A 25,068-nucleotide genomic window follows, 5' to 3' on the forward strand; every position below is an offset into this window, starting at 1 on the left:
CGGGCGACCTCCGCGGCGGCCAGCACAGCGCCCGTGGAGCGGACCTCGGCGAGCACCGCGGACAGGCCACGCGGGCCATTCCCTGCGGGTGTCGACGAGGCCTCCGATGACATGTTCGCATGCTAGCGACGACCTCCGACATTGAGTCCGGGCATCGCGCCGCATCCGGCCCACTTTCGGTGGATCCAGGGGCATTGAGGGCGCAATCCGCGAGCACGAGACGTGAAAAACCCAGGTCAGGGGGCCGCAGGTGATCTCGCGGGCGAAGTTCGCCGCGGCATCCGGAGCCGTCCGAAAACCGCCGTGAGCCGCGTCACCGCTCCTCAGTCTTCGCGCAGAGCGGCCCGCACGAGATCGATCGCCTCGGCACTGGACAGGCCCAGGCGTCGCGCCGTCTCGGCAAAGGTCCGCGCGGCAGCGGCCCCTCGGGCGGCGGCGGCATCCGCGCCCTTCACGAACGTTCCCGCGCGGCCGCGGGTCTCGACGTAGCCCGCCTCTTCGAGTTCTTTGTAGGCGCGAGCGACGGTGTTGGCGGCGAGGTCGAGCTCGCCCGCGAGGGTCCGCACCGGAGGCAGACGGGTTCCCGCGACGAGCGTGCCGTCGTCGATCTGCGCGATGATCCGGGCCCGCACCTGCTCGAAAGGCGGGACCGACGACGACGCGTCGAGCGAGAGCTTCATTCGTTCAGTCCGAACAGGTCGAGGGGGTGCGTGAGGCGCCACCACGGGCTCGGCGGGTCGAGCTCGCCGGCGAGTTCGACGTCGACGGTGTCGGCGTCGACTGGTCCGGTGGCCGTGAGCGAGCCCACGGTCTCGCCGGGTTCACGGGCGTCGCCGAGGTCGAACGAGGTCGAGGTCTTGGCCTCGGCGCCGTTCCAGAGCACGACGGTCGCGTCGGTGGCGGTGACCACGTCGACGTCGGGGGCCCACAGCGACTCGACCTTGCCGACGACCGTGCCGGCCGTGAGCGAGGGGCTCGGCTGCAGCTCCTGCTCGATGCGCGCGAACAGATCGCGGCTGGCCTGATTGCGGCTGTCGGGCCCGGGCTGGCCGAGCACGGCGGCGTAGGCGCGCACCGTGGTGCCGCCGACGGTGATGTCTTTCGCCGTCAGCAGGTTCCAGGCGTCGAGGGTGCCGGTCTTCACGCCGATCACGCCGGGATCCTCGAGCAGGGAGTTGCCGTTGCGGAACGTGCCCGCCCCCGGCAGCGTCAGCTCGGGCGTGCGCACGATCTCGGCGATGACGGGGTTGGCGAGAGCGCGCTCGGCGAGGGCGATGAGGGCGGCGGGCGTCGCGGTGTTGCCCGCCTCGATCCCGGTCGGGTTGACGATCGTGATGCCGTCGATGCCGCGCTGGGCGAGGTACTCTCCCGCGGCGGCGGCGAAGGCGGCATCCGATCCGAAGAGGTCGTTCGACAGGCGCTGCGCGTAGTTGTTCGCGGAGGCGATGAGCATGCCCTGCAGCATCTGCAACTGGGTGAGCGTGCCGTCGACGGGCACGTCGAGCGACGATTCGCCGCGCGCCCGGTACTGCCAGTAGTCGGCGCTGTCAGCCTGCGTGAAGGCGTACGTGCCGCCCTGCTCGCCCGGCGCCAGCGGCAGCTTGTCGAGCACGACGAGGGCGGTGACGACCTTCGTGATGCTCGCGATCGACTCGGGGGCGTTCGCGGGAGTCGAGAGCGTCTCGGGCATGCCGTCGAGCGCGATCGCCGCTTCGCCCTGCGCCGGCCACGCGGGGTTCGCCGTGGGCGCGGCGGTCGGCTGCGCGGCGACGGTGCGCACGGTCGGAGCCACGGCGTTCAACGGCCAGAGCAGGGTCGCGGCGACGTATGCCGCGACCAGCATGAGCAGGAGGATGGGCGGAACGACGGTGGCTGGACGCAGGCGGCGCCGACGCCCTCCGGCCAGCAGATCGCCCGCGCGAAGGGTCGATCCGGAGACGACGAAGGTCGGGGCGGGGCGCGGAGCGGCTGCCTGGTGGGGGTCGACCCACGCGAGCGCTCCGATGACGGTGGAGGTTCCGGATGCCGCGGCGGCGGTCGACGCGGGCGAGGCGTCGGTCGTCGGCGGCGGGGTCGTCGCGTCCGCCGGTGACGGCTGCGTCGCTGTGGCTGGGGACGCCTCGGCTTCGGCGCCCTCGGCGGCCGGTGCGACGGCGGCAGCGCCGGTCCGGGGTGCCTCGGCGTCGGCGGCACTCGCGGTGACGGGAGCCCCGGCCTCGGACGCCTCGGCTTCGACGGCGCCTGCAGCCCGCGGATCGGCCGGGGAAGCGGCATCCGAAGTCTGCTCCGACTCCGCCGGAGCGGCGAGCGGCTCGTCCGGGTTCCGCGGCGCGCGTCGCGACTCCGGGATCTGCTCGCTCACCCGCCCACGCTACCCCGGGCGTGCCCCTATACTCGTCACCACAACCCACGGGAGTCCGGTGAGCCGGGCTGAGAGGAAGCGAATCCACGCTTCGACCGTCGAACCTGATCCGGATCATGCCGGCGCAGGGAGGAGAGAAATGCACACGTCCACGTCTGCCCCCGCGAACCGCTCGACGGTCGTCGCCTCGGACCGCTTGCGGTGGCGTGTCGTCGACATCGTCGTCGCCGCCGTGCTCGGCGTCGCGATCGGCCTGGTGTTCTGGGCCTGGAACACCGTCGGCGGCCTCTGGTTCGTCGCCATGGACGGCGTCACTCCCGGTCTCGGGGGCCTCGCGGTCGGTATCTGGCTGATCGGCGGCGTCGTCGGCGGGCTGATCATCCGCAAGCCCGGCGCGGCTCTGCTGGTCGAGCTCGTGGCCGCCGTCGTCTCGGCCCTCATCGGCAACGTGTGGGGTCCGCTCACGATCGTGTCGGGCCTGGCTCAGGGCCTCGGCGCCGAGCTGATCTTCCTCGCCTTCCTCTACCTGCGATTCACCCTGCCGGTCGCCATGCTCGCCGGAGTCGGCGCGGGCGTCGGCGCGTGGCTGAACGAGCTGTTCGTCGGGTCGTCGCCGAACATCGCCAAGACCGTCGAGTTCAACCTCATCTACCTCGGCACCCTCGTGGTTTCGGGTGCGCTGCTGGCCGGTCTGGTCGGCTGGCTGCTCGTGCGTGCACTGGCGGCCACCGGTGCGCTGAGCCGCTTCGCCGCCGGGCGGGAACGCCGCCGCGACGTCTGATGCCGCATCCCGCGCGCGTCGACGTCGAAGGCTGGGGCTGGCGCTACGCCGGTCGCAAGCTCCCCGCCACGCGCGAGATCGACCTCGTCATCGAGCCCGGCGAGCGGGTGCTGCTGCTCGGCGCCTCGGGTGCGGGCAAGTCGACCCTGCTCGCCGGTCTCGCGGGCCTGCTCGGAGGCAGTGACGAGGGGGAGCAGACCGGGCGCATCCTCGTCGACGGCGGGGCGCCCGAGGGGCAACGCGGACGCATCGGCCTGGTCCTGCAGGACCCCGAGGCGGGGATCGTGCTGTCGAAGGTGGGCGACGACGTGGCCTTCGGGTGCGAGAACCTCGGGGTGCCGGCATCCGACATCCCCCACCGGGTGGCGCACGCTCTGGCCTCCGTCGGTCTGACCGTGCCCCTCGACCGCCCGACGAAGGCGCTGTCGGGCGGGCAGAAACAGCGCCTCGCGCTCGCGGGTGTGCTCGCGATGCACCCCGGACTGCTGCTGCTCGACGAGCCGACCGCCAACCTCGACCCCGACGGCGTCGACGACGTGCGCGCGGCCGTCGAGGGCGTCATCGCGCGCGAGGGCACGACGCTCGTGCTGATCGAGCACCGCACCGCCGTGTGGGCCGACCTCATGACGCGGGTCGTGGTGCTGGCGCCGGGCGGGGGGCTGATCGCCGACGGCCCGCCCGATCGCGTATTCGCGGAATATGGCGACGCGCTCGCCGCCGCCGGAGTGTGGGTCCCGGGTCGCCCGGTGGAGCTTCCGGTCGCCGCTCCCTCGTCGAATCCGGATGCCGTGCTGACGGCCGAGACGCTGGCCATCGGGCGCGAGAAGGGCATCGTCGTCGCGTCCGACCTCGACCTGATCGTCCCCACCGGCGCGGGCACCGTCGTGACGGGCCCGAACGGCGCGGGCAAGTCGACGCTCGCGCTCACCCTCGCGGGGCTCCTGCCCGAACTCCGCGGAGAGGTGACCGCCGCGGCGGGGCTCGCGGCCCGCGGCATCCGGCGCCCGTCCCGCTGGCGCTCCACCGAACTGCTCACGCGCATCGGCACGGTGTTCCAGGAGCCCGAGCACCAGTTCCTGGCGTCGACGCTGCGCGACGAGCTCGCCGTGGGGCCGAGAGCGCTCCGGATGCCGGCGGCTCAGGTCGAGCAGATCGTCGACGAACTGCTCGAGCGACTCGACCTTGCCCCCCTCGCCCTCGCCAACCCGTTCACCCTCTCGGGCGGCCAGAAGAGGCGCCTATCGGTGGCGACGGTGCTCGCCGCCTCGCCCGAAGTGATCGTGCTCGACGAGCCGACCTTCGGTCAGGACCGTCGCGGCTGGACCGAGCTCGTCGCCCTGCTGCAACGCGAGATCGCACGCGGGCGCGCGGTGGTCGCCGTCACGCACGACGCCGACGTGGTGCGCCACCTCGGGCAGCACCGCATCCGCCTGGGGGAGGCCGCGTGAGCGTCGTGGTCGAGGCCCCCGCGCGCACGGCGTGGCTCGACGGCGTGAACCCCGTGACGAAGGTCGCGATCGTGGTGGTGCTCGCCGTGCCGTTGCTGGTCTCGATCGACGCGGTGAGCGCCGCGACGGCCCTGATGCTCGAGCTGCTGTGCGTGCCGCTCACGGGACTGCCGTTGACGACGGTGCTCAAGCGGATGCTGCCCGTGGTGGTGTTCGCCCCCGTCGCGGCGGTGAGCATGCTGCTGTACGCCCGCCCCGGCGGCACCGTCTACGGCTCGTTCCTGTTCGCCACGATCAGCGACGACTCGATCGTGCTCGCGATCGCCGTGCTGCTGCGCGTGCTCGCGCTCGCGCTGCCGATGATCCTGCTGTTCGCCCGCACCGATCCCACCGCGCTCGCCGACGCCCTCGCCCAGGTGGCCAAGCTGCCGAGCCGGTTCGTGCTCGGCGTGCTCGCCGGGGCGCGCACCGTGGGGCTGTTCGTCGACGACTGGCGCACGATGACCCTCGCCCGCCGAGCGCGGGGGCTCGGCGACCGCGGAGCGCTCCGCCGGTTCTTCTCGATGGCGTTCGTGCTGCTCGTGTTCGCCGTGCGCCGCGGCACGAAGCTCGCCACCGCGATGGAGGCGCGCGGGTTCGGCGCCGACGTCGAGCGCACCTGGGCGCGGCCGTCGACGCTGTCCGGCCGCGACGGCGCCGCCCTTGCGGGATCCCTCGCGCTGGGAGCTCTGGCGCTCGCCGCCGCGGTGGCGACGGGCGCGTTCCGCGTCGTGGGGACGTGAGCGTCGGCGGCGGGGCTACCGACGACTCAGAACACGTACTCGAAGCACAACGAGCGCGGCATCGTCTCGATGTAGGGCTCGTAGACCGGGATCAGGGTGAAGCCCGCGGCGGCGTACATGCGCAGCGACTCGGGCTGCATGCGCCCGCTCTGCAGGATGACGCGGCGCGCGCCCGCGCGACGGGCGAGGTCGACGACCGTCTCGGTCAGGGCGGTGCCGACCCCTCGGCGGCGGGCGCCGGCGGTGACGATGAGGCGCTTGAGCTCCCACTCCTCGCCCAGGCGTCTCAGGATCACGTGCCCCAGAGGAGTGTCGTCGGCGTCGATCGCGAGCAGCGTCGCCACCACGTCTTCGGGGTGCACCGCGAGAGCGGCCTCGCGCTTGGCGGCGACCTCGGGGGTGTCGTCGGCGTCGGCGTCGCGGTAACGCTCGTCGAGATCGGCATCGAGCACGCGCCGCAGGGCGACCGCGCGGGGATCATCGACGGCGACCTTCTCGATACGGAACCCGGGCTCGCTCACCCGACGAGCCTAAGACAGGCACGCCGCCGCCGGATCGCTGCGCACGCGCCCGCAGGGCGCAGACCCGCCTGCGCGAACAGGCCCCGCGCGACGGGGTTCGCGCGCGACGGGGGCAGAATGATGACGGGGGTGTCATGGGTCTGTCGTTCGCTCTACTCGCGGTGAGCGTCGCGGTCGCGACCGCGGTCGGCTTCGTGGCCTTCCCGCGTCTGGGAACCCCCGGTCGGGTGACGCTGTTCCTGCGGTACGCGGCGGTGGCCGGGGTCACCGCCGTCGGCTCGAGCGCGATGTACTTCATCTACGGTGCGGGCGGCGGTCTGCTGACCCTCGTGCTCGGAGACGTCGCCATGGTGCTCGCCCCGGCCCTCATGCTCGTGGCCGTGAGTGCACTCGACGGACGCCGGGTGCGCCGAGCGTCGACGTTCGCCCTCGTGCTCGCACTGATCGTGGCCGTGGTCACCGCCACGGTCCCCCTGCCCGCCTCGCTGGCGGTGAAGGCGGTGGCCCTCGCCGCCGCCTGCGCCGCCTGCGCGTGGGTGGCGAGCCACTCGCGCGTCGAGCCCTTCGGTCCGCTGCGCATCATCGCCTTCGCCAACGCGGTGTACGCGCTCTACTGCCTCGCGCGCGTCGGGGTGGCGCTCGCCGCCGGATGGGAGTCCCCCCTGTACCTCACCGCCTTCTCGTTCGGCCCCGCGACCATCCTCGGGGCCGTCGCCGTGGTGGCGATGGGCGTCGCGGTCGTCCGCCTGTGGGCCGGCCCGCGCGCCAAGGTGCGGCCCGAGGTGTGCCCCGCGGGGGTGGCGGTCGTCGTGGGCGACTGGGACCTGGCATCCGCCGCCTATGGCCCCGAACGCATGCGCGACCTCGTGGTCGACCTGCGCGCGGCGGCCCACGACCTCGACCCGCACGCCGCCGACGTGCCGCGGGGGGCCGAACTGACCGTCGCCGACCCGGTCGAAGCCCTCGGTGCGCGCCTGCGCGACGCCTACGGCTGGGCGCCCGAGCAGACCATCCTCCTCGCCGACGGGGCCGCCACCGCGGCGATCCGCACGCGTCCCGGACGTACGCGGCGGGGGCGATGGGGCCGGGGCGTTTCGCGGTCCTGAGTTCCGGCTAGGGTGGAACTCGGTTTCAGCTTTCGAAGGAGAACGCATGGACATCGAAGGAGCCTCCGCCCTCGTCACCGGCGGCGCCTCGGGCCTGGGCCTGGCCACGGCGCGACGATTGGCCGCCGCGGGAACCCGCGTCACGATCGTCGATCTGCCCTCGTCGTCGGGGGCCTCGATCGCCGAGGACCTGGGCGGATCGTTCGCCGCCGCCGACGTGACGGATGCCGAGCAGATGGCCGCGGCCGCCGCCCTCGCCGCCGACGCGGGGCCCCTGCGGGTGGTCGTGAACTGCGCCGGCATCGCGCCGCCCGCGAAGGTGCTCGACCGCGACGGAAACCCCTCGTCGCTCGCCGACTTCGAACGCGTCGTGCGCGTCAACCTCATCGGCACCTACAACGTCATCGCCCAGACCTCCGCCGTCATGGCGAAGACCGACCCCGCCGAGGGCGGTGACCGCGGGGTCATCGTGAACACCGCGAGCGTCGCGGCCTTCGACGGGCAGATCGGTCAGCCCGCGTACTCCGCGAGCAAGGGCGGCGTGCACGCGATGACGCTCCCCGTGGCGCGCGAGCTCGCCCGCCACGGCATCCGCGTCGTCACCATCGCCCCCGGCATCATGGAGACGCCGATGCTCAAGGGCCTTCCGCAGGCGGCGCAGGACTCGCTCGGCCAGCAGGTGCCCTACCCCTCGCGCCTCGGCGCCCCCGACGAATACGCGCGCCTCGTGCTCGCGATCGTCGACAACGGCTACCTCAACGGTGAGACCATCCGCCTCGACGGCGCGATCAGAATGGCACCGAAATGACCGACGGCATTCAGCTGCACATCGAAGACGGACTGGCGCGCGTCACCTTCGATCGGCCCGCCTCTCTCAACGCGATGGACTTCCCCATGGCGCGCCGCTGGCGCGACGTCGCGCACGAGGTCACGACCGATGCGTCGGTGGGAGCGGTGATCCTGGATGCCAACGGGCCCGCGTTCTGCGCGGGCGGCGACGTCGTCGCGATGGCCACCACGGGCGCCTCCGGCTCCGACGTCACCGAAACCGCGCACGCGATTCACGACGGCATCCGCACCTTCGCCGAAGCGCCCCTGCCGATGGTCGCCGCCGTGCAGGGAGCGGTCGCGGGCGGAGGGCTCGGGCTCATGCTCACGGCCGACTACGTCGTCGCGAGCGAGAACGCCCGCTTCGTCAGCAGGTACGCGAACATCGGCCTCACCCCCGATCTGGGCGTCTCGACGCTGCTGCCCGCCGCGATCGGCCAGCGCCGCGCGCTGCAGTTGCTGTTGCAGGACCGTATGCTCACCGCCGCGGAGGCCCTGGACTGGGGTCTGGTGGCCGAGGTCGTGGCATCCGCAGATCTGGTGTCGCGCGTGAACGAGATCGCCCGCTTCTGGCTCGACGGCGCCAGCGCCGCGTTCGGGCAGGCGACCCGTCTCGTGCGCGTGGGCGCGGGTCGCACGTTCGCCGAGAACCTCGACGACGAAGCAGCCACCATCGGCGCCGCCTTCGAGACCCCCGAGGCGAAAGCGCGGGTCGCCGCGTTCGCCGCCGCCTCCGCGAAAGGACACCGCTCGTGATCCCCACCACCCCTCCAGCCACCGCTGGCGCGGCGCCCGGAGCCTCCGGCGGCGTGGGCCCACTTGCGGGAAAGACCATCCTCATGTCGGGCGGAAGCCGCGGCATCGGCCTCGCGATCGCGTTGCGCGCGGCCCGCGACGGCGCGAACATCGCCATGCTCGCGAAGACCGACACCCCGCATCCGAAGCTGCCGGGCACCGTGCACACCGCTGCGGAGGAGATCCGCGCGGCGGGCGGTCGGGCGCTGCCGATCGTCGGCGACGTGCGCGACGAAGCCTCGATCACCGAGGCCGTGATGCGCACGGTCGGCGAGTTCGGCGGTATCGACATCGTCGTCAACAACGCCAGCGTCATCGACCTGTCGGGTTCGCTCGAACTCGCGACCAAGAAGTACGACCTCATGCAGGACGTCAACGTGCGCGGCACGTTCCTGCTCTCGCGCGCCGCGGTACCGCAGCTGAAGGATGCCGCGAACCCGCACATCCTGTCGCTCTCGCCGCCGCTGAACGTCACGCCGAAGTGGCTCGGCGCACACACCGGCTACAGCCTCGCCAAGTTCGGCATGACGATGGCCACGCTCGGGCTCGCGGCCGAGTTCGCCGAGGCCGGCATCGCCGCCAACGCGCTCTGGCCGCGCACGACCATCGCGACCGCCGCCGTGCAGAACGTCATCGGCGGCGACCGGCTCATGGCCGTCTCGCGCACGCCGGAGATCTATGCGGATGCCGCGTACGAGGTGCTCATCGCGCCCGCGCGCGAGCGGACCGGGCAGACGCTGATCGTCGAAGACGTGCTGCAGGCCGCCGGAGTGACGGACTTCTCGGGGTACGCGGCGGTGCCGGGCACCCCCGACGAAGCGATGTACCCCGACATCTTCTTGGACTGACCGCGGGGTCCCGGTCCCTTCGACAGGCTCAGGGACCTGGGTGCGGGGCGTGATGCGGGTCCCGGGCCCTTCGACAGGCTCAGGGACCTGGGGTGCGGGGCGTGATGCGGGTCCCGGTCCCTTCGACAGGCTCAGGGACCTGGGAGGCCGGGCGTCATGCGGGTCCCGAGCCTTCGACGGGCTCAGGGACCTGTGTGCAGAGGGGCTGAGTCGTCCCTTCGGCGGGCTCAGAGACCTTCGCTGGGCTCGAGGTCCCGTCGCGCCCGGGCGGCCACGTCCTCGGTGTCGCGCAGCACGCGCATCGTGTTGCGGCCGGCCAGGGCGAGCAGATCGTCGTCGCTCCAGCCGCGCTCCGCGAGCTCGGCGAAGAGGCGGGGGTAGGCGGAGACGTCGTCGAGCCCCGAGGGCAGGTCGCTGACCCCGTCGAAGTCGCTGCCGAGCCCCACGTGCGCCACGCCCATCAGGTCGCGGGCGGCCTCGACGTGGTCTGCGACATCGGCGACACGGACGACGGGGGCGGGGTTCTTTTCGAGCCACCGGTCGAATGCCCGCTGTGCCGTGGCACCCGCCCGCGGGAAGTCCGCCGCATTGGCGGCGCGGGCATCGGCCGCCGACTCGGCCGGACGAGGGGCCCGGGGCCACGGCATCGACGAGGTCAGACCGACATCGCGGCGCGCAGCCTCCGCTTCGGCAGACCAGTCGGCGAACCCCCGCGAGACGAACTGCGCCACGAAGGCGACCTGCAGAACCCCTCCGCCGGCGGCGAGCCGACGCAGGACGTCATCCGAGACGTTCCGCGGGTGTGCGGCGACGGAAGCGACGCCCGAATGCGAGAACATCACCGGCGCCCTCGATGCGTCGAGCGCTGCCAACTGCGTGCGTTCCGACGTGTGCGAGAGGTCCACCACCACGCCGAGGCGGTTCATCTCGGCGACGATCGCGCGCCCGTCGGCAGTCAGTCCCTCCGCGCGCGGCGCGTCAGTCGCGGCATCCGCCCACTCGAGGGAGGAGTTGTGCGTCAAGGTCATCGTCCGCACTCCCAACCGGGCGAACATGCGCAGCACACCCAGCGACATCGCGATCGAATGCCCCCCTTCGATCCCGAGGAACGAGGCGATGCGACCGGCGGCGATGCAGCGTTCGGCCTCGGCCGCGCTCGAGACGATCTCGATGTCGTCGGGGTACGCGGCAGCGAACCGATAGGCGGCGTCGATCTGCTCGAGGGTGCCGACGGTCGCCTCGGCCTCGGATTGACGGCCTGAGACGAACACCGACCACACCTGCGCCGACACCCCTCCGCGCCGCAGCCGCGGAATGTCGGTGTGGAACTCGGAACGATCGCCATCGAAGCCGTCAACGGCGTATCCGCGGTACCGGCGTAGTCCGCACATCAGGTCGTTGTGCGTGTCGATGAGCACCTCGCCGGCGAGGAGTCGATCGATGCGTTCGAGGCTCGTCGCGCTCATCTCGTCGCGGCGGCCGGTTCGAGCGGCATCGGTCCCATCCCCCGACGTCGGGAGAAGACGAGCGTCGTGTACGTGTCAGCCACGACGGGATCGCTCGTGACGCAGTCGAGCACGAAGTCGCTCAGATCGTCGGTCGTTTCGGCCACCACCTCGATGAGGTAATCGTCTTCGCCGGCGACCAGCCACAGGTTCACCACCTGGGGCAGCTTCGCCATCGCCTCGGCGAATCGCGCGTTCTCGGCGCGCGAGTGCTCCTTGAGCTGGACGCGCAGGATCGCTCGCAGGCCCTGACCGATGCGCCGAGGGTCGACCTCCGCGTGGAAGCCCGAGATGACGCCGTTCTCGATCAGGCTCCGCACGCGGGCAAGGCACGACGACGGGGCCAACCCCACCCGATCGGCAAGCTCTTTGTTGGGGATCCGGCCGTCTTGGATGAGCACCGCGACGATCGCGCGGTCGATCTCGTCGAGCCGGACGGGCCTAATTATGTTCGGCAAGGGGCGACCTTTCGCTGTGTTCTCGTGCTGTCAGGCGCTCAGGAGCGGCAACTGCAGAACATGATACAGATATATTGTTCTCAAACGCCTTAGCGTGCAGACTTTTGCCTCAATACCCGAACGCGATGCGCTGGTCCCCTCGAGAGCGCGCCGCCCCCATTCCCAGGACGCACCCCCAGCGTCCATTCCAGAGAGGGCACCACCAGCAATGAAAAGGTTCTCCAAGGTCTTCACCGCCGCGGTCGCTCTGACCGCCGCGCTCGGCCTTCTCGCCGGCTGCAGTGACGGCGGCACCGACCCCACGGCATCCGGCGGCTCCGCCCACGTGCTCACCGTGGGCAAGCTTCTTCCCCTTCAGGCTGTCGACCCTCACAAGGTCAACGACGGCATGTCGAACGAAGTCCTCACCGCCGTCTTCGACGGTCTCTACTCGCTCGACGAGAACCACGAGCTCGAACCGCTGATGGCGGAGAGCTTCGACAAGTCCGACGACGGCCTGACGTACACCTTCCACCTGCGCGACGCGAAGTGGAGCAACGGCGACCCGGTCACCGCCGCCGACTTCGAGTTCTCGTGGAAGCGTCTCGTGAACCCGGCCACGGCTGCGCCGAACAGCAACGAGGCGGTCGCCGCAGGTATCAAGAACGCCAACGAGATCGTCAACCAGGGCATGGACTACAACCAGCTCGGCGTGAAGGCCGTCGACGACAAGACCCTCCAGGTCGAATTGGCTGCGGACGTGCCGTACTTCCAGGCCTTGCTCGTTCGCCCTGCTTTCCTGCCGGTCAACGAGAAGTACCTCGAGCAGGTCGGCGACAAATACGGCCAAACGCCCGAGACCACGATCTACAACGGCCCCTTCACCTGGGACTCCTGGGACTTCGCGAACAACTTCTCCGCGAAGAAGAACCCGAATTACTGGAACGCCGCCGACACGAACATCGATGAGATCAAATGGCAGGTCGTGAAGGACTCGCAGACGGCGGCGCTGCTCCAGGAGAGCGGTGACCTCGACTTCACCGAGATCTCGGGAAGCCTCATCGACCGCTACGCGGATTCGCCCGAGCTCACCACCGCGCTCGAAGTGCACATGTGGTACATGTACCCGAACATGCAGAACCCGGCGCTGGCCAACAAGGACATCCGCACGGCGCTCGCGACCTCGTACGACAAGTCCGCGCTGGCGAACGACGTTCTCAAGAACGGTGCCGAACCGGCGGACTACTTCGTCGGCAAGAACCTCGCGGTCGGTCCCGACGGCAAGCAGTTCCGCGACACGGGCGACACCTACCTCGCCTACGACGTCGACTCCGCCAAGAAGTCCTGGGAGAAGGGGCTCGCCGCCCTCGGCACCGATTCGGTGACGCTGCGTCTGTCGTACTGGGATGACGAGTCGTCCATCGCACAGGCCGAGTACATCGCATCGCAGTGGGAGGCCAACCTCCCCGGTCTCAAGATCGAGCTCACGAGCCAGCCCAAGGCGACGGCGAATGAGCAGGCGCTGGCCGGCGACTTCGACCTGTACCTGTTCCGCTGGGGCCCCGACTACAAGGACCCGATGGCGTTCCTCGAGCTGCTGTCGTCGAGCTCGCAGCGCGACTTCGGAAAGTACTCCAACCCGCAGTACGACGCCATCATCGCCGCGGCGCGCACGCCCGAGATGCTCAGCCAGCCGCAGGAGCGCTGGGACAGCCTGCACGACGCGGAGGACATCCTGCTCGGCGACGTGGCGGTCTTCCCGACGGTGCAGAACGGCATCGCGATGCTGATCAACCCGAAGGTGCACAACATGGACGTGCGAAACGTCAGCCTGACGTGGAACTACCGCATCGTGACGAAGGACAACTGACACGATGACCGACTGTCGAGAGGAAGAGACGAGATGACGGCGAAGAAGACCCTCCGTGAAGTGATGGAGGCGGGCAGCGTCCTGGCGCCGTGCGTGTTCGACTGCTCCTCGGCCCGTGCGGTCGAGCTGGCGGGCTTCGAGGCGATGCTCCTCAGTGGTTCGGAGGTGTCGATGTCGATGAAGGGCATCCCCGACCTCGGGCTGCTGTCGCTCGAAGAACTGCTGTGGGCCGTCGAGCGGATCGTGGATATGTCTCCTCTTCCTCTCGCGGTCGACATCGAGGACGGCTTCGGCTCCAGCCCCCTGCAGGTCTACGAGACCTGCCGGCGGATGGCGAAGGCCGGGGCGATGGCGGTCCTCATGGAGGACGAGTTCGAGCCCGGTTACGCCCGAGACGTCTCGATCGATCACATGATCCCGCGCGAGGAGTACTACGCGAAGGTCCGCGCAGCGGTGAAGGCCGTCGAGGGGACCGACTGCATGGTGATCGCCCGCAGCAACTACGGCAGCGCGAACCTCGAGGAGGGCATCCAGCGCATGATCGACTGCGTCGAGCTGGGTGCTCACGCCACCGTCGTGGTCAACGTCACGACACTGGCGGACGCCGCAGAGGTGGCGCGTCGGGTACCCGGGCCGAAGATGTTCGCCGACATCAACGCCAAGCGCGGACTCGAGCAGATGTCGTTCGCGCAGCTGTCCGAGCTCGGGTACGACCTCATCACGATGCACTTCACGATGAAGGCCGCCATGGCCGGGATGCTCGAGGCGGGCCGCGCCAACCTCGCCGAGATGGGCAACACCTACTCGAACGAGATGATGCCCGACGAGTACCCGGGGCACAGCGGCATGGCGTTCTTCGCCGCGCAGGAGCTGCTCGACCTCGAGACGGAGTTCACCGGACGCGCCCAGACGTTCAACGATCCTCGCGCCATCCATACCGCCTGATCACTGGCAGGCCCACCGCCCCGACGCGTTCCCCACGCGCGTCGGGGCGGTTCGGCGTTCACGCCGAACGATGTTCGGGAAAAGGTCGCGGATGCCGCTGAGAAAGGCCGAACGATATTCGGTGACGACCGGCGAGTCTGTGGCGGCGGAGCGGTCCACTCCGTCCGCAACGCCATGTTTTGAATCTTGTTCGGTTCGATTGTCGATGTTGGTTTGTTTGTGCAGGATTGACTCATTGATACCGAACGCTCCGCGACCCGATCCGGAACGACGAAAGAGGCACGATGACTGAATTGGCGGCGCCCACCCTGGCCGCGACCACGACCGTCGACATCGACGGATTCTCCCTCGACATCGCCACCATCGCCCTCGTGGCGCGTGGACTGCCCGACGGCTCGTTCCCGACCGTGGTGCTCACCGATGAGGCCCGTCGAGTGACGAACGAGGCTCGCGCTTACGTCGAGGCGAACTTCCTCGCCGAGGACGCGCCCGCGATCTACGGCATCAACACCGGCCTCGGACGCCTCATGGACGTCCGCGTGCCGGCCGAGGACCAGGCGCGCTTCCAGCGACTCGTCATCAACTCCCACTCGGCCGGCGTGGGTGAGCCCCTCCCGCTCGACGAGACGCGCGCCCTGCTTCTGCTCCGCGCCAACGCGATCGCCAAGGGCATGTCGGGAGTGCGCATCGAGTGCATCGACCGCCTCATCGAAATGCTCAACGCCGACGTGCTCCCCGTCATCCCCGGGCAGGGCTCGGTGGGAGCTTCGGGCGACCTCGCCCCCCTCGCGCACCTCGTGAGCGTCATGGTCGGTCACGAGAAGGCCGAGGCCTACCACCGAGGCGTCCGGATGCCGGCGGTCGAGGCGCTGACCGCTGCCGGTCTGTCGCTGGACTTCGAGCTGAAGCAGAAGGATGTCCTCGCGCTCATCAACGGCTCGACCATCTCGCTCGCCACCGCGTGCCTCGCGCTCACAGATGCATGGAGCCTCACCCGTCAGGCGGACGTCGCCCTCGCCCTCTCGCTCGAGGCCGTACGCGGCGAGCTCGACGCCTTTGACGAGCGCATCCACACGGCGCGCAACGCCCCCGGTCAGGTGTCGGTCGCGGCGAACGTGCGCGCTCTGACGCAGGGCAGCGAGCGCACCGTCGAAGAGGCCCGCGAGATCCAGCTCCCCGACGAGCAGCGTCCCGGCGGATACAAGCGCCGCGTCCAGGACGCGTACTCTCTGCGCTGCGCCCCGCAGGTGCACGGCACCACGCGCGAGTCGCTGCTGTTCGCCGAAACCCTCCTGGTGCGCGAGGCCAACGCCGCGACCGACAACCCGCTGGTCCTCAGCGACGGCAACGGCGGCTACGACGTGCTCTCCGGCGGCAACTTCCATGGAGAGCCCATCGGGGTCGCGGCCGACCTCATCGCGATCGCCGTCGCCGAGATCGGCGCGATCTCGGAGCGCCGTTCCTTCCGTCTGACCGACCCGAACCTCAGCTACGGTCTGCCGCTGAACCTCGTGGGCGGACAGCTCGGTCTGAACACCGGCTTCTCGATCGTGCACTGCGCCGCAGCGGCCATCGCCTCCGAGAACAAGGTGCTGTGCTTCCCCTCGGTGGTCGATTCGATCCCCACCAAGGCCAACCAGGAGGACCACGTGTCGATGTGCACGTTCTCCTCCCGCAAGGCGCGCAGCATCATCAAGAACACGCAGATCATCCTCGGCATCGAGTTCATCCTCGCCACGCAGGGCATCGACCTCGGCGCCCCGCACCTCGACGGTCGTCGTCTCGGTGTCGGCAGCCAGGCGGCCTACGACGCCGTGCGTGAGATCGTGCCGATGACGCGAGAGGACATCTACCAGTCGGAGCAGATGGTCAACGCCCAGGCGATGGTCGTGCTCGGCTCCGTGCTCGATCGCGTCGAAGAGGTCGTCGGAGGCGTTCGGTGACCCGCGGCACCGGCGGGTCGGGTGTCGTTCGCGGGCGCATCGTCACTCCCGATCGCGTGATCGACGACGGCGCCGTCGTCATCGAGGACGGCCGCATCTCGGCCGTGCTCGAGGGCGACGCCGCTGCGGCGGCCGTGGCGGGGACGACGCGCGTGCTGGGCGGCCCCGGCCTGCTGGTGCTGCCCGGGGCGGTCGATGCCCACGTGCACGCGTTCTCCGAGCCGACCGAGACCTTCGACGGCGCCACGGCCGCCGCGGCGGCGGGCGGTGTGACGACGATCATCGACATGCCCTACGACGCGGGCAACCCCATCAACACCGCTGCCGCGGTCGCCGGTAAGCGCGAACGCATCCAGGCCGAGGCGCGCGTCGACGTCGCGCTGCACGGCACCGTCCGACCCCGCGACGGCGTACGCGACATCGACGGCATGATCGACGAAGGCGTCAGCGGATTCAAGGTCTCGCTCTTCGAGACCGACCCGGTGCGGTTCCCCCGAATCCCGTCCGACGAACTCCTCGAGGCCTTCACCGTGATGGCCGCCCGCGGGGTGCGCGTAGGCGTGCACGCGGAGGACGGGGAGATCATCTCGGCGCTCGTCGCCGCGGCGAAAGCCGCCGGACGCACGGCGCCGCTCGATCACAACCGCACCCGTCCGCCCGTCTCGGAGACCACCTCGGTTGCTCTCGGCCTCGAGGTCGCCGCTGCGGCCGACGTGCGTTTCCACATCTTCCACGCGAGCCTTCCGGACACGGTGACGCTCGTCACCGAGAAGGCCAAGCACGGCCTCGACGCGACGCTCGAGACCTGCCCCCACTACCTCGTGCTCACCGAGGACGACATGGACCGGCTCGGTCCCTTCGGCAAGATCAACCCCCCGCTGCGCACCGCGGACCACGCCGCGGGAATGTGGGCGGCGCTCGCCGATGGCCGCATCGACATGGTCACCAGCGACCACGCGCCGTGGCCCGTGGCGAAGAAGGGCTTCCCGGAGATTTTCGACAACGCTTCGGGAGCTCCGGGAGTGCAGACGCTCGTTCCGATCGTCGTGGGCGCCGGCTACTTCGAGGGACGTCTGTCGCTGCTGCGCACGGCCGCGGTCCTCGCCACCAACCCGGCCCGCGCGTTCGGCATCGACCACCGCAAGGGGGCGATCGCGGTCGGGCTCGACGCGGATTTCGTCGTCATCGACCCGGCCGGCACGACCGAGATCGACGAGATGAGGATGTACTCGACCGCCACCTGGAGCCCCTATTCCGGAATGAGCTTCCCCGGCCTCATCCACTCCACGATCGTGCGCGGTGAAGAGGCCTACACGGATGCCGCGGGCCTCATCGCCGAACCCGGCGACGGCGTCTTCATCGGACGGGGGCGCTGATGGCCGACCAGTCGATGCGCACCTACCTCGGCGACCTCGCCCGCGCGGGCGAACTGATCGAGGTCGCCGGCTCCGTGGGTGCGCGATTCGAGCTCGCCGGCGTGCTCGCCCTTCTCGACCGCGGCCCTGCCGTGCGCATGAACACCGTCGACGGATCCCCCTACCCGGTCGTGGGCAACGTGCTCAACTCGCGCGAGCGTCTCGCGCACGCGATCGGCGCCGACGTGGCCGACCTGCTGCCCCGCCTCGCCGATGCGGTGGCCGATCGTCAGCCCGTCGAGATCGTCGCCGACGCACCCGTGCAGGCCGTGGCACTTCCTGCGGCCTCCGTCTGGGCGGAGGTCGTGACCCCGACGTTCTTCGAGAAGGACTCGGGCGGCTACATCACGGCGGGCATGATCGTGGCGCACGACCCGGTCACCGGTCACCGCAACGCCTCCTACGCCCGCATCAAGCCGCTCGACGAGACCACCGGGTTCGTCGGCATCGCCCCCAACCACCACCTCACGGCGATGGCGCGCTCGGCCGGTGCGGTCGGGGGGCTTCCCGTGGCCGTCGTCCTGGGAGCACACCCCGCCATCCAGCTCGCCGCATGCTGCTACCTGGGTCTCGGCGACGACGAACTCGAGCACGCCGCAGCTCTCCTGGGCGAACCGGTGCGCGTGGCGCGAGCGCTCACGAGCGAGGTGATGGTGCCGGCAGAAGCGGAGATCGTCATCGAGGGGCTGATCCACGCCGACCGCCCCGTGCACGAGGGGCTCGTCAACGAGTACCACGGCATGTACGAGGACTACGGTGACGGCTTCACGTTCGAAGTCACCGCCGTCACGCGCCGCAGCGACCCCAGCGTCCACGTCATCCTCCCCGGCCTGTCATCGGAGCACAGCTACATCGCCGCTCTCCCCATCGCCGCCGGCATCCGCCACGCACTCCGCAACATCGGATGCGACATCGTCGACGTCGCGGTGACCCACTCCGGCGGGGGCCGGGTCGATGTCGTCGTCTCGATCGCGAATGCCCGCCCCGGCGGAGCGAAGCGCGTCATCTTCGGCGCTTTCGCGGCCGTCAGCATGGTCAAGCAGGTGACGGTCGTCGACGCCGACGTCGACGTCTGGGACGAGGAGCATGTGCACTGGGCGAGGACCAGTCGCATGCGCTGGGACCGCGACCTCGTGCTCGTCGACGGTGTCGCCACCGACCGCAACGTGCCGATGCAGCGCGACGGCATGGTGACCAAGGTCGGGATGGATGCCACGGTCACCCCCGGCGACCGTGCGGTCGGTCCCGAACTGGCCGTGCCGCCCGCGAACGTGGTCCGCGCGATGCGCGACCTTCTGGTCGAGGAAGGATGGGCGGATCGTCTTCGCCCGGCGATCGTCGTTCACAGCGCGCTCGTGGACGACGGGGAGAGGATTCGCGCATGAAGACCGACATCGGTCTGCCCGACGCCGCGCGCCTGAGCGCCGACCTGGAGGAGATCTCCCGCCTCGTCGACACCTCCCGTCCGGGGTGGAGCAGAGTGGCCCTGAGCGAGGTGGAGACCGACTCGCGTCACCATGTCGCTGCGCTGATGCGCGCCGCCGGCCTCGACGTGCGCGTCGACAACATCGGCAACGTCATCGGCACCCTCTCCGGCACCGGTTCGGATCGCCGCGCGATCGTCATCGGCAGTCACACCGACACCGTCGACGGCGGAGGCCGCTACGACGGCATCGTCGGTGTGCTCGGTGCCATCGAGGTCGCGCGGATGCTGAGGGAGAGCGGCATCCGCCTCTCCCACGACCTTCGCGTCGTCGACTTCTACAACGAAGAGGCCAACCGCTTCGAGCTGTCGTGCCTGGGCAGCCGCGCGCTGGCCGGGTCGCTGACGACGACCCACCTCTCCGCCACCGACGAGACCGGGCGCACTCTCGGCGCCGCGCTCGCCGCGGCCGGTTACGACGACCCCCTGAGCGGCACTCGGTGGGGCGATGACGAGGTGCTCGGCTTCCTCGAGCTGCACATCGAGCAGGGGCCCGTCCTCGAACGCGCGGGTCTGCCGCTCGGCATCGTCACCTCCATCGCCGGAATCTCCCGCTTCCGCACGCTCTTCACCGGTCGCCGCGACCATGCCGGCACGATGCCGATGTCTCTGCGCCACGACGCCGGCTGCGCCGCCGCCGGCGTCGTGCTGGCGGTCGAGCAGATCGCCGGCAGCGCCGATCAGGCCGTCGGCACGGTCGGCTCCGTCACCTTCACTCCCGACGCGACGAGCGTCGTGACCGAGGCGGCCCTGCTGACGGCGGAGTTCCGCAGCCCCGACCTCGGATGGTTCAGCCTCGCGCGCGATCAGATCGCCGAAATCGCCGCGAAGGAGGCCGAGAAACGCGGCCTGACCCACGAGGTCACCTGGTTGCCCTGGGAGCGCCCCACCGCGGTCGACCCCCGCCTGTCGTCGGCGATCGAGCGATCGGTCTCCGCCCTCGGCCACCCCGCCGCCCACCTCTACAGCGGCGCCGGTCACGACGGCGTGCAGATGGCCAAGCTCGGTCCCATCGGCATGATCTTCATCCCCTCTCGCGACGGGCGCAGCCACTGCCCCGAAGAGTTCACCGAGCTCGACGACATCGTCGTGGGCGTGCACGCCCTGGCGCGATCGGTGATCACCCTGGATCAGGAAGGACTCTCATGAACCGCACCCGACAGGAGCCCCCCGGGCGTGTGATCGTGGCGATCACCGGCGCTTCCGGCGTGGGCATCGGCGTTCGCATCCTCGAGTTGCTCCGCATGGACCCGGGTCTGCGCAGCGACGTCGTCATCTCCAAGGCCGGTGCGATGACGCTGCAGCAGGAGTGCGGCCTCAGCCAGAAGGAGGTCGAAGCGCTCGCCGACGTGGCGCACCGCGCCTCGCACATCGGTGCCTCCATCGCCTCGGGGTCGACCCCGACCACCGCGATGATCGTGGCGCCCTGCACCGTCAAGACGCTGAGCGGCATCGCGTACGGTCTGGCCGACAATCTCGTCACTCGTGCGGCCGACGTGTGCCTCAAGGAGGGTGTTCCGACTCTCCTCATGGTGCGCGAGTCACCGCTGCACCGCGGACACATCGCGGCGATGGATGCCGTGGCCCGAGCAGGCGGGATCATCGCGCCCCCGGTCCCCGCCTTCTACACCCGACCGCAGTCGGTGGACGAGATCATCGATTCGCTCGCCCGCCGCGCGCTTGTGCGGGTGGGCCTGACGCAGTTCCACGCTCGGTCGTGGGAGGGCATCCCTCGCGACGCGGAGAGTGCGGACGCGGCGAGCCTGCTCGGCGAGACGTCGGGGTGGGACGGGGCGCCGTGACCAAGTTCGTCCTGACCCGGCTGCTGACGTCGGTCTTCACCATCCTCGCCATCGCGATCGTGATGTTCGCGCTGCTGCAGCTGCTCCCCGGGTCGCCCTTCAACAACGAGAAGCTCGACGAGGTCCAGCGAGCGCTCCTCACGCAGAAGTACGGACTCGACGAGCCCGTCATGCTGCGTCTCGGCACCTACCTGCTCAATCTGGTCCGCGGTGACTTCGGGGTCTCGTACAACCTGATCCCCGACTTCCCCGTCTCGCAGATGCTCGGTTCGCGGCTGCCCGTGACCATCCGAATCGGTCTGCAGGCGCTCGTGCTCGGCGTCGTGCTGGGCCTGCTCATCGGCATCGTCTCGGCCATCAAGAAGCGCGGCTGGTTCGACAACCTGTCGACTTTCGTGTCGGTGATCGCCTTCAGCGTCCCCTCGTTCGTCATCGCGCTGCTGCTGGTGTACTTCGTCGGCTTCGAGTGGAAGCTGCTCCCGATCCGCTATTCCGAAGACGATCCGTTCGTCTCGAGCATCCTGCCGACCATTTCGCTCGCCGCCTACGTGATGGCCGTCACGGCACGGTACGCGCGCAGCGAGATGCTCGACTGCCTGGACAGCGACTACATCCTGCTCGCGAAGGCCAAGGGACTGAGCCCCGCGAAGGTGATCGGGCGGCACGCCCTGCGCAACACGATGGTCTCGATCATCACGGTGCTCTCTCCGCTGCTGATCGGGCTCATCACCGGATCGGTCGTGATCGAGCAGATCTTCGGCGCCCCCGGCCTCGGCCAGCTTCTGCTGACGGCCATCCAGAACGTCGACTACAACATCGTCATCGCGATCAGCCTCGTGTACAGCGTGATCTACATCATCGTCATGCTCGCCGTCGACGTGCTCTACGGCCTCATCGACCCCCGCATCCGATTGGCAGGACAGACGCGATGACCGATCCGAACGTGCAACCGGACCGCGTGGCGCCCACCACCGCGCTCGATCCGGGCGTCGCGCCCGAGGGGCTCCGTCTCGTCTCCGATGCGAACCGTCCCGCCACCTCCGTCATCGCGGCCGGCCGCAGCGGTCGGGGAGGGCTGCACGACATCGTGCGCCGCTTCCGCCGCAATTGGCCGGCGATGGTGGGGCTCGGGGTGCTGGCGGTCATCGTGCTGCTGGCCGTCGTGGTGCCGTTCTTCCCCACGGCGGGCGACACCGCCAACGTCGCCTACCGGTTCCTGCCACCGAAGGTGCCGGGCCTGGAGGCCCTCGGCATCCTGAACGGCACCCGCGACGGAGTCGACCAATACGCGAAGGCGAACGTGCCCGCGGGGACCTCCTTCCTGTTCGGCACAGACGACCTCGGTCGTGACCTCTTCGAACGCGTGTGGAGCGGGACCCGTGTCTCTCTCCTCGTCGCGGTGATCGCCTTCGCGATCGACGTGGTGATCGGCATGACCTACGGACTCGTCTCCGGATACTTCGGCGGCCGGATTGACGGCGGCATGCAGCGCGTGGTGGAGGTGCTCTCCGGCATCCCGCAGCTCGTGATCGTCACGCTGTTCGTCGTCGCGGTCGGCCCCGGCATCGGCGCGATCGTGTTCGGGCTGCTGTTGAGCAACTGGCTCGCGATGAGCCGGGTGGCGCGCGCCCAGGCGCTTCGGCAGAAGGGCGAGGAGTACGTGCTCGCCTCGCGCACACTCGGGGCGCGCAACGGCCACATCGTGTTCGTCGAGATCCTGCCCAACATCCTCGGCCCCATCGTCACGATGAGCATGTTCTCGATCCCCGCGGCCATCTTCACCGAGTCGTACTTGTCGTTCGTCGGGCTAGGTGTGCAGGCCCCCATGGCGTCGCTGGGCTCGCTCGTCAGCATCGGCTACAAGTCGTTCCTGTCGTACCCCTCGCTCGTGATCATCCCCGTGGTGGTCCTGGGCTTGCTCATGGTCGCCTTCACGCTCGTCGCCGACGGGCTCAAAGAAGCGACAGATCCCCGTCTGATCAGCCGGAGAGGATGACCGTGACCGCGAACGAAACCCCCGCAGACGGCCGTACCCGCCGCCGCGTGCTGTCGGTGCGCGACCTCGCCATCGAGTTCGAGGGCGACACCACCATCAAAGCCATCCGCGGCGCGAGCTTCGACCTGTACGAGGGCGAGGTGGTCGCCATCGTGGGCGAGTCCGGCAGCGGCAAGTCGGTGACCGCCCGCGCCATTCTCGGTCTCATGGCGTCGAACCAGCGCATCACCGCGGGCTCCATCGAGATCACCCGGTACGGCGACGACGGCACCCCGCTGACCCGCGACATCGCGCAGATGAGCGAGAAGCAGATCCGCCGCGAGATCTGCGGGCGCCGCGTCGCCATGGTGTTCCAAGACGCCCTCACCTGCCTCGACCCCACCATGACGGTCGGCAAGCAGGTGATGGAGGGCATGCAGGAGCATTTCGGGCTCGATCGCCGCGCGGCGCGCGCCCGGGCCATCGAGCTGCTCGCGGAAGTAGGTATCGATCAGCCCGAGCGGCGGTTCAAGCAGTATCCCCATCAGCTGTCGGGCGGCATGTGCCAGCGCGTGAACATCGCGATCGCGCTGTCGTGCAACCCCGACATCCTCATCTGCGACGAGCCGACGACCGCCCTCGACGTGACCATCCAGTTGCGCATCCTCGAACTGCTCACGCGTCTGCAGGCCGAACGCGGGCTGTCGGTGATCTTCATCACACACGACCTGGGCGTCGTGGCCACCGTCGCCGACTACGTCAACGTCATGTACGCCGGCCGCATCATCGAGCAGGGGAGCGCCGAGCAGGTCTTCTACGACCCGCGGCATCCGTACACGTGGGGTCTGCTGTCGGCCATGCCCGATCTCGCCACCGACGCCTCGGAGCTCTTCGCGATACCCGGAAGCCCGGCCAGCCTGGCCAACCTGCCCGAGGGCGATCCGTTCGCGCCGCGCAACCCGTTCGCGCTCGAGATCGATCTCGTACGCGAGCCGCCGCTGTTCGACGTCGGCGAGGGGCACCAGGTCGCCTCGTGGCTCGCCCACCCCGACGCCCCGAACGTCGACATGCCCGCACCCCTTCGCCACAAGATCGACACGATGCTGGCCCTGCACGAAGGATCGAACCGATGACCACCGCCGAGCAGACCCTCCTGTCCGTCCGCGGCCTCACCCAGATCTTCCGCCTCGGCCGAAACCACTCCGTCACGGCGATCGGCGGGGTGTCGTTCGACATCCACCGCGGTGAGACGTTCGGCCTCGTGGGGGAGTCGGGCAGCGGGAAGTCCACCATCGGGCGCTCGATCATCCGCCTGCTCGACCCGACGAGCGGAGAAGTGACCCTCTCGGGCGACCGCATCAGCGGCAGGCTGGACCCGAAGTCACGCTCGCACCTGCGCTCGAGCATCCAGATGATCTTCCAGAACCCCATGTCGAGCCTGAACCCGCGCAAGAAGGTCTTCGACATCGTCGCTCAGGGCCTCATGACCCAGCACCGGTACGCCACCACGGCGGAGCGCGACGAGAAGGTCTACGCGATCCTCGAGAAGGTCGGTCTCGCCCGTGAGTACGCCGATCGCTACCCACACCAGTTCTCGGGTGGTCAGCGTCAGCGCATCGGTATCGCCCGAGCGCTGGTCATGCAGCCCGACCTCGTGATCGCCGACGAGTGCGTCTCGGCGCTCGACGTGTCGATCCAGGCGCAGGTCGTGAACCTCATGCGCGCGCTGCAGAAGGAGCTCGGCACCGCCTACCTCTTCATCGCGCACGATCTGGCGATGGTGAAGTACATCTCCGATCGCATCGGCGTCATGCACCGGGGCTATCTCGTCGAGACGGGTACGACCGCCGAGATCTTCGGCTCGGCTGTGCACCCTTACACGCAGTCGCTGCTGCGGGCCGTGCTGTCGGCCGATCCGCGCGCGATGCGCCGCCGCACGGCATCCACGCCGTACGACCCTGTCGCGTTGGGCATCGACTACGCGGAGGGCGGCGAACACACGTTGTCGGCTACGCACCGCGTCTTGGCCACCGACGCGCAGTTCGCGGAGTGGACTGCGGCGAGGTCTTCTCCCGCGTAACGCGTCTCGCCCGCACAGACGCGCACCTTTTGTGGGGCAGGTGGCTGAGCTTGTCGAAGCCTCGGGGCGTGACGCTGGTTCCGGTCCCTTCGACAGGCTCAGGGACCTGGGTGGGGCAGGTGGCTGGGCTTGTCGAAGCTCC

23 protein-coding genes and 1 riboswitch are annotated in these 25,068 nt (G+C 69.8%); of the genes, 18 read left to right on the plus strand and 5 right to left on the minus strand.

The annotated features are described in order from the left end of the window. Nucleotides 1–323: 323 nt before the first annotated feature. Both FS769_RS13650 and FS769_RS13655 read right to left on the minus strand, forming a co-directional pair. Nucleotides 324–680: a GntR family transcriptional regulator gene (locus tag FS769_RS13650; RefSeq protein ID WP_144834343.1), complete on the minus strand. Its 357-nt coding sequence runs from the start codon at nt 678–680 to the stop codon at nt 324–326. Continuing rightward, complete coding sequence (locus FS769_RS13655) at nt 677–2,362, minus strand: D-alanyl-D-alanine carboxypeptidase family protein (protein WP_144834345.1); 1,686 nt, start codon at nt 2,360–2,362, stop codon at nt 677–679. Before FS769_RS13655 ends, FS769_RS13650 begins: the two co-directional genes overlap by 4 nt. A gap of 37 nt (nt 2,363–2,399) precedes the next feature. Further along, a riboswitch (TPP riboswitch) is annotated at nt 2,400–2,510 on the plus strand. Between FS769_RS13655 and FS769_RS13660 the strand changes: the two genes are divergently transcribed. The 3 genes from FS769_RS13660 (at nt 2,502) to FS769_RS13670 (ending at nt 5,373) form a co-directional block, all read left to right on the plus strand. Continuing rightward, nucleotides 2,502–3,143 (plus strand): ECF transporter S component, encoded by a 642-nt coding sequence (locus FS769_RS13660; RefSeq protein ID WP_144834347.1) that lies wholly within the window; start codon nt 2,502–2,504, stop codon nt 3,141–3,143. (Overlaps the previous riboswitch by 9 nt.) Continuing rightward, nucleotides 3,143–4,591, plus strand: coding sequence for an ABC transporter ATP-binding protein (locus tag FS769_RS13665; RefSeq protein ID WP_144834349.1), 1,449 nt, complete (start codon nt 3,143–3,145; stop codon nt 4,589–4,591). Before FS769_RS13660 ends, FS769_RS13665 begins: the two co-directional genes overlap by 1 nt. Further along, entirely contained in the window at nt 4,588–5,373 is a 786-nt protein-coding gene (locus FS769_RS13670) for an energy-coupling factor transporter transmembrane protein EcfT (RefSeq protein ID WP_144834351.1), read from the plus strand. Before FS769_RS13665 ends, FS769_RS13670 begins: the two co-directional genes overlap by 4 nt. Before the next feature lie 26 nt (nt 5,374–5,399). On the opposite strand, the gene FS769_RS13675 is transcribed toward FS769_RS13670, so the two are convergent. Further along, nucleotides 5,400–5,894, minus strand: a complete 495-nt coding sequence (locus FS769_RS13675) for a GNAT family N-acetyltransferase (RefSeq protein WP_144834353.1) — start codon at nt 5,892–5,894, stop codon at nt 5,400–5,402. A gap of 134 nt (nt 5,895–6,028) precedes the next feature. On the opposite strand from FS769_RS13675, the gene FS769_RS13680 reads away from it, so the two are divergent. Genes FS769_RS13680 through FS769_RS13695 form a run of 4 tightly spaced genes read left to right on the plus strand, consistent with a single transcriptional unit; the run spans nt 6,029 to nt 9,471 of the window. Further along, nucleotides 6,029–7,000, plus strand: a complete 972-nt coding sequence (locus FS769_RS13680; RefSeq protein ID WP_144834355.1) for a hypothetical protein — start codon at nt 6,029–6,031, stop codon at nt 6,998–7,000. 46 nt (nt 7,001–7,046) lie between these two features. Next, nucleotides 7,047–7,808, plus strand: a complete 762-nt coding sequence (locus FS769_RS13685) for an SDR family NAD(P)-dependent oxidoreductase (protein ID WP_144834357.1) — start codon at nt 7,047–7,049, stop codon at nt 7,806–7,808. After that, nucleotides 7,805–8,584, plus strand: coding sequence for an enoyl-CoA hydratase/isomerase family protein (locus tag FS769_RS13690; protein ID WP_144834359.1), 780 nt, complete (start codon nt 7,805–7,807; stop codon nt 8,582–8,584). Before FS769_RS13685 ends, FS769_RS13690 begins: the two co-directional genes overlap by 4 nt. A 53-nt stretch (nt 8,585–8,637) precedes the next feature. Further along, a complete protein-coding gene (locus tag FS769_RS13695; RefSeq protein ID WP_144834696.1) occupies nt 8,638–9,471 on the plus strand; it encodes an NAD(P)-dependent oxidoreductase in 834 nt (277 codons plus the stop codon). A 227-nt stretch (nt 9,472–9,698) separates the two neighbouring features. Here the strand turns inward: FS769_RS13695 and FS769_RS13700 are convergent, their stop codons facing one another. Together FS769_RS13700 and FS769_RS13705 are read right to left on the minus strand one after the other, a co-directional pair. After that, nucleotides 9,699–10,937 carry a dipeptidase gene (locus tag FS769_RS13700; RefSeq protein ID WP_144834360.1) on the minus strand — a complete coding sequence of 413 codons (1,239 nt, stop codon included), beginning with the start codon at nt 10,935–10,937 and terminating at the stop codon, nt 9,699–9,701. Continuing rightward, nucleotides 10,934–11,434 (minus strand): Lrp/AsnC family transcriptional regulator, encoded by a 501-nt coding sequence (locus tag FS769_RS13705; protein WP_144834362.1) that lies wholly within the window; start codon nt 11,432–11,434, stop codon nt 10,934–10,936. Before FS769_RS13705 ends, FS769_RS13700 begins: the two co-directional genes overlap by 4 nt. A 208-nt stretch (nt 11,435–11,642) precedes the next feature. On the opposite strand from FS769_RS13705, the gene FS769_RS13710 reads away from it, so the two are divergent. The 11 genes from FS769_RS13710 (at nt 11,643) to FS769_RS13760 (ending at nt 24,926) form a co-directional block, all read left to right on the plus strand. Beyond that, a complete protein-coding gene (locus FS769_RS13710) occupies nt 11,643–13,283 on the plus strand; it encodes a peptide ABC transporter substrate-binding protein (protein WP_144834364.1) in 1,641 nt (546 codons plus the stop codon). Between the two features lie 33 nt (nt 13,284–13,316). After that, nucleotides 13,317–14,228: an oxaloacetate decarboxylase gene (locus tag FS769_RS13715; protein WP_144834365.1), complete on the plus strand. Its 912-nt coding sequence runs from the start codon at nt 13,317–13,319 to the stop codon at nt 14,226–14,228. Nucleotides 14,229–14,512: 284 nt separating this feature from the next. Then, nucleotides 14,513–16,171 carry a histidine ammonia-lyase gene (gene hutH / locus FS769_RS13720; protein ID WP_144834367.1) on the plus strand — a complete coding sequence of 553 codons (1,659 nt, stop codon included), beginning with the start codon at nt 14,513–14,515 and terminating at the stop codon, nt 16,169–16,171. Beyond that, nucleotides 16,168–17,547, plus strand: a complete 1,380-nt coding sequence (locus tag FS769_RS13725; protein WP_144834369.1) for a dihydroorotase family protein — start codon at nt 16,168–16,170, stop codon at nt 17,545–17,547. The genes hutH and FS769_RS13725 overlap by 4 nt, the downstream gene beginning before the upstream one ends. Next, nucleotides 17,547–18,971 (plus strand): UbiD family decarboxylase, encoded by a 1,425-nt coding sequence (locus FS769_RS13730; RefSeq protein WP_144834371.1) that lies wholly within the window; start codon nt 17,547–17,549, stop codon nt 18,969–18,971. Before FS769_RS13725 ends, FS769_RS13730 begins: the two co-directional genes overlap by 1 nt. Next, nucleotides 18,968–20,218 (plus strand): M20 family metallo-hydrolase, encoded by a 1,251-nt coding sequence (locus tag FS769_RS13735; RefSeq protein WP_186325555.1) that lies wholly within the window; start codon nt 18,968–18,970, stop codon nt 20,216–20,218. The genes FS769_RS13730 and FS769_RS13735 overlap by 4 nt, the downstream gene beginning before the upstream one ends. Continuing rightward, nucleotides 20,215–20,871: a UbiX family flavin prenyltransferase gene (locus tag FS769_RS13740; protein WP_144834374.1), complete on the plus strand. Its 657-nt coding sequence runs from the start codon at nt 20,215–20,217 to the stop codon at nt 20,869–20,871. Before FS769_RS13735 ends, FS769_RS13740 begins: the two co-directional genes overlap by 4 nt. Next, complete coding sequence (locus tag FS769_RS13745; protein WP_144834376.1) at nt 20,868–21,803, plus strand: ABC transporter permease; 936 nt, start codon at nt 20,868–20,870, stop codon at nt 21,801–21,803. The genes FS769_RS13740 and FS769_RS13745 overlap by 4 nt, the downstream gene beginning before the upstream one ends. Beyond that, nucleotides 21,800–22,867 (plus strand): ABC transporter permease, encoded by a 1,068-nt coding sequence (locus FS769_RS13750; protein ID WP_144834378.1) that lies wholly within the window; start codon nt 21,800–21,802, stop codon nt 22,865–22,867. Before FS769_RS13745 ends, FS769_RS13750 begins: the two co-directional genes overlap by 4 nt. Nucleotides 22,868–22,869: 2 nt before the next feature. Then, nucleotides 22,870–23,979 (plus strand): ABC transporter ATP-binding protein, encoded by a 1,110-nt coding sequence (locus FS769_RS13755; RefSeq protein ID WP_260979767.1) that lies wholly within the window; start codon nt 22,870–22,872, stop codon nt 23,977–23,979. Continuing rightward, nucleotides 23,976–24,926, plus strand: a complete 951-nt coding sequence (locus tag FS769_RS13760) for an ABC transporter ATP-binding protein (protein WP_144834382.1) — start codon at nt 23,976–23,978, stop codon at nt 24,924–24,926. Before FS769_RS13755 ends, FS769_RS13760 begins: the two co-directional genes overlap by 4 nt. Nucleotides 24,927–25,068: the final 142 nt, after the last annotated feature.

The sequence above is a fragment of the Microbacterium sp. BH-3-3-3 genome (assembly GCF_007679045.1).
Taxonomy (GTDB): Bacteria; Actinomycetota; Actinomycetes; order Actinomycetales; family Microbacteriaceae; genus Microbacterium; species Microbacterium algihabitans.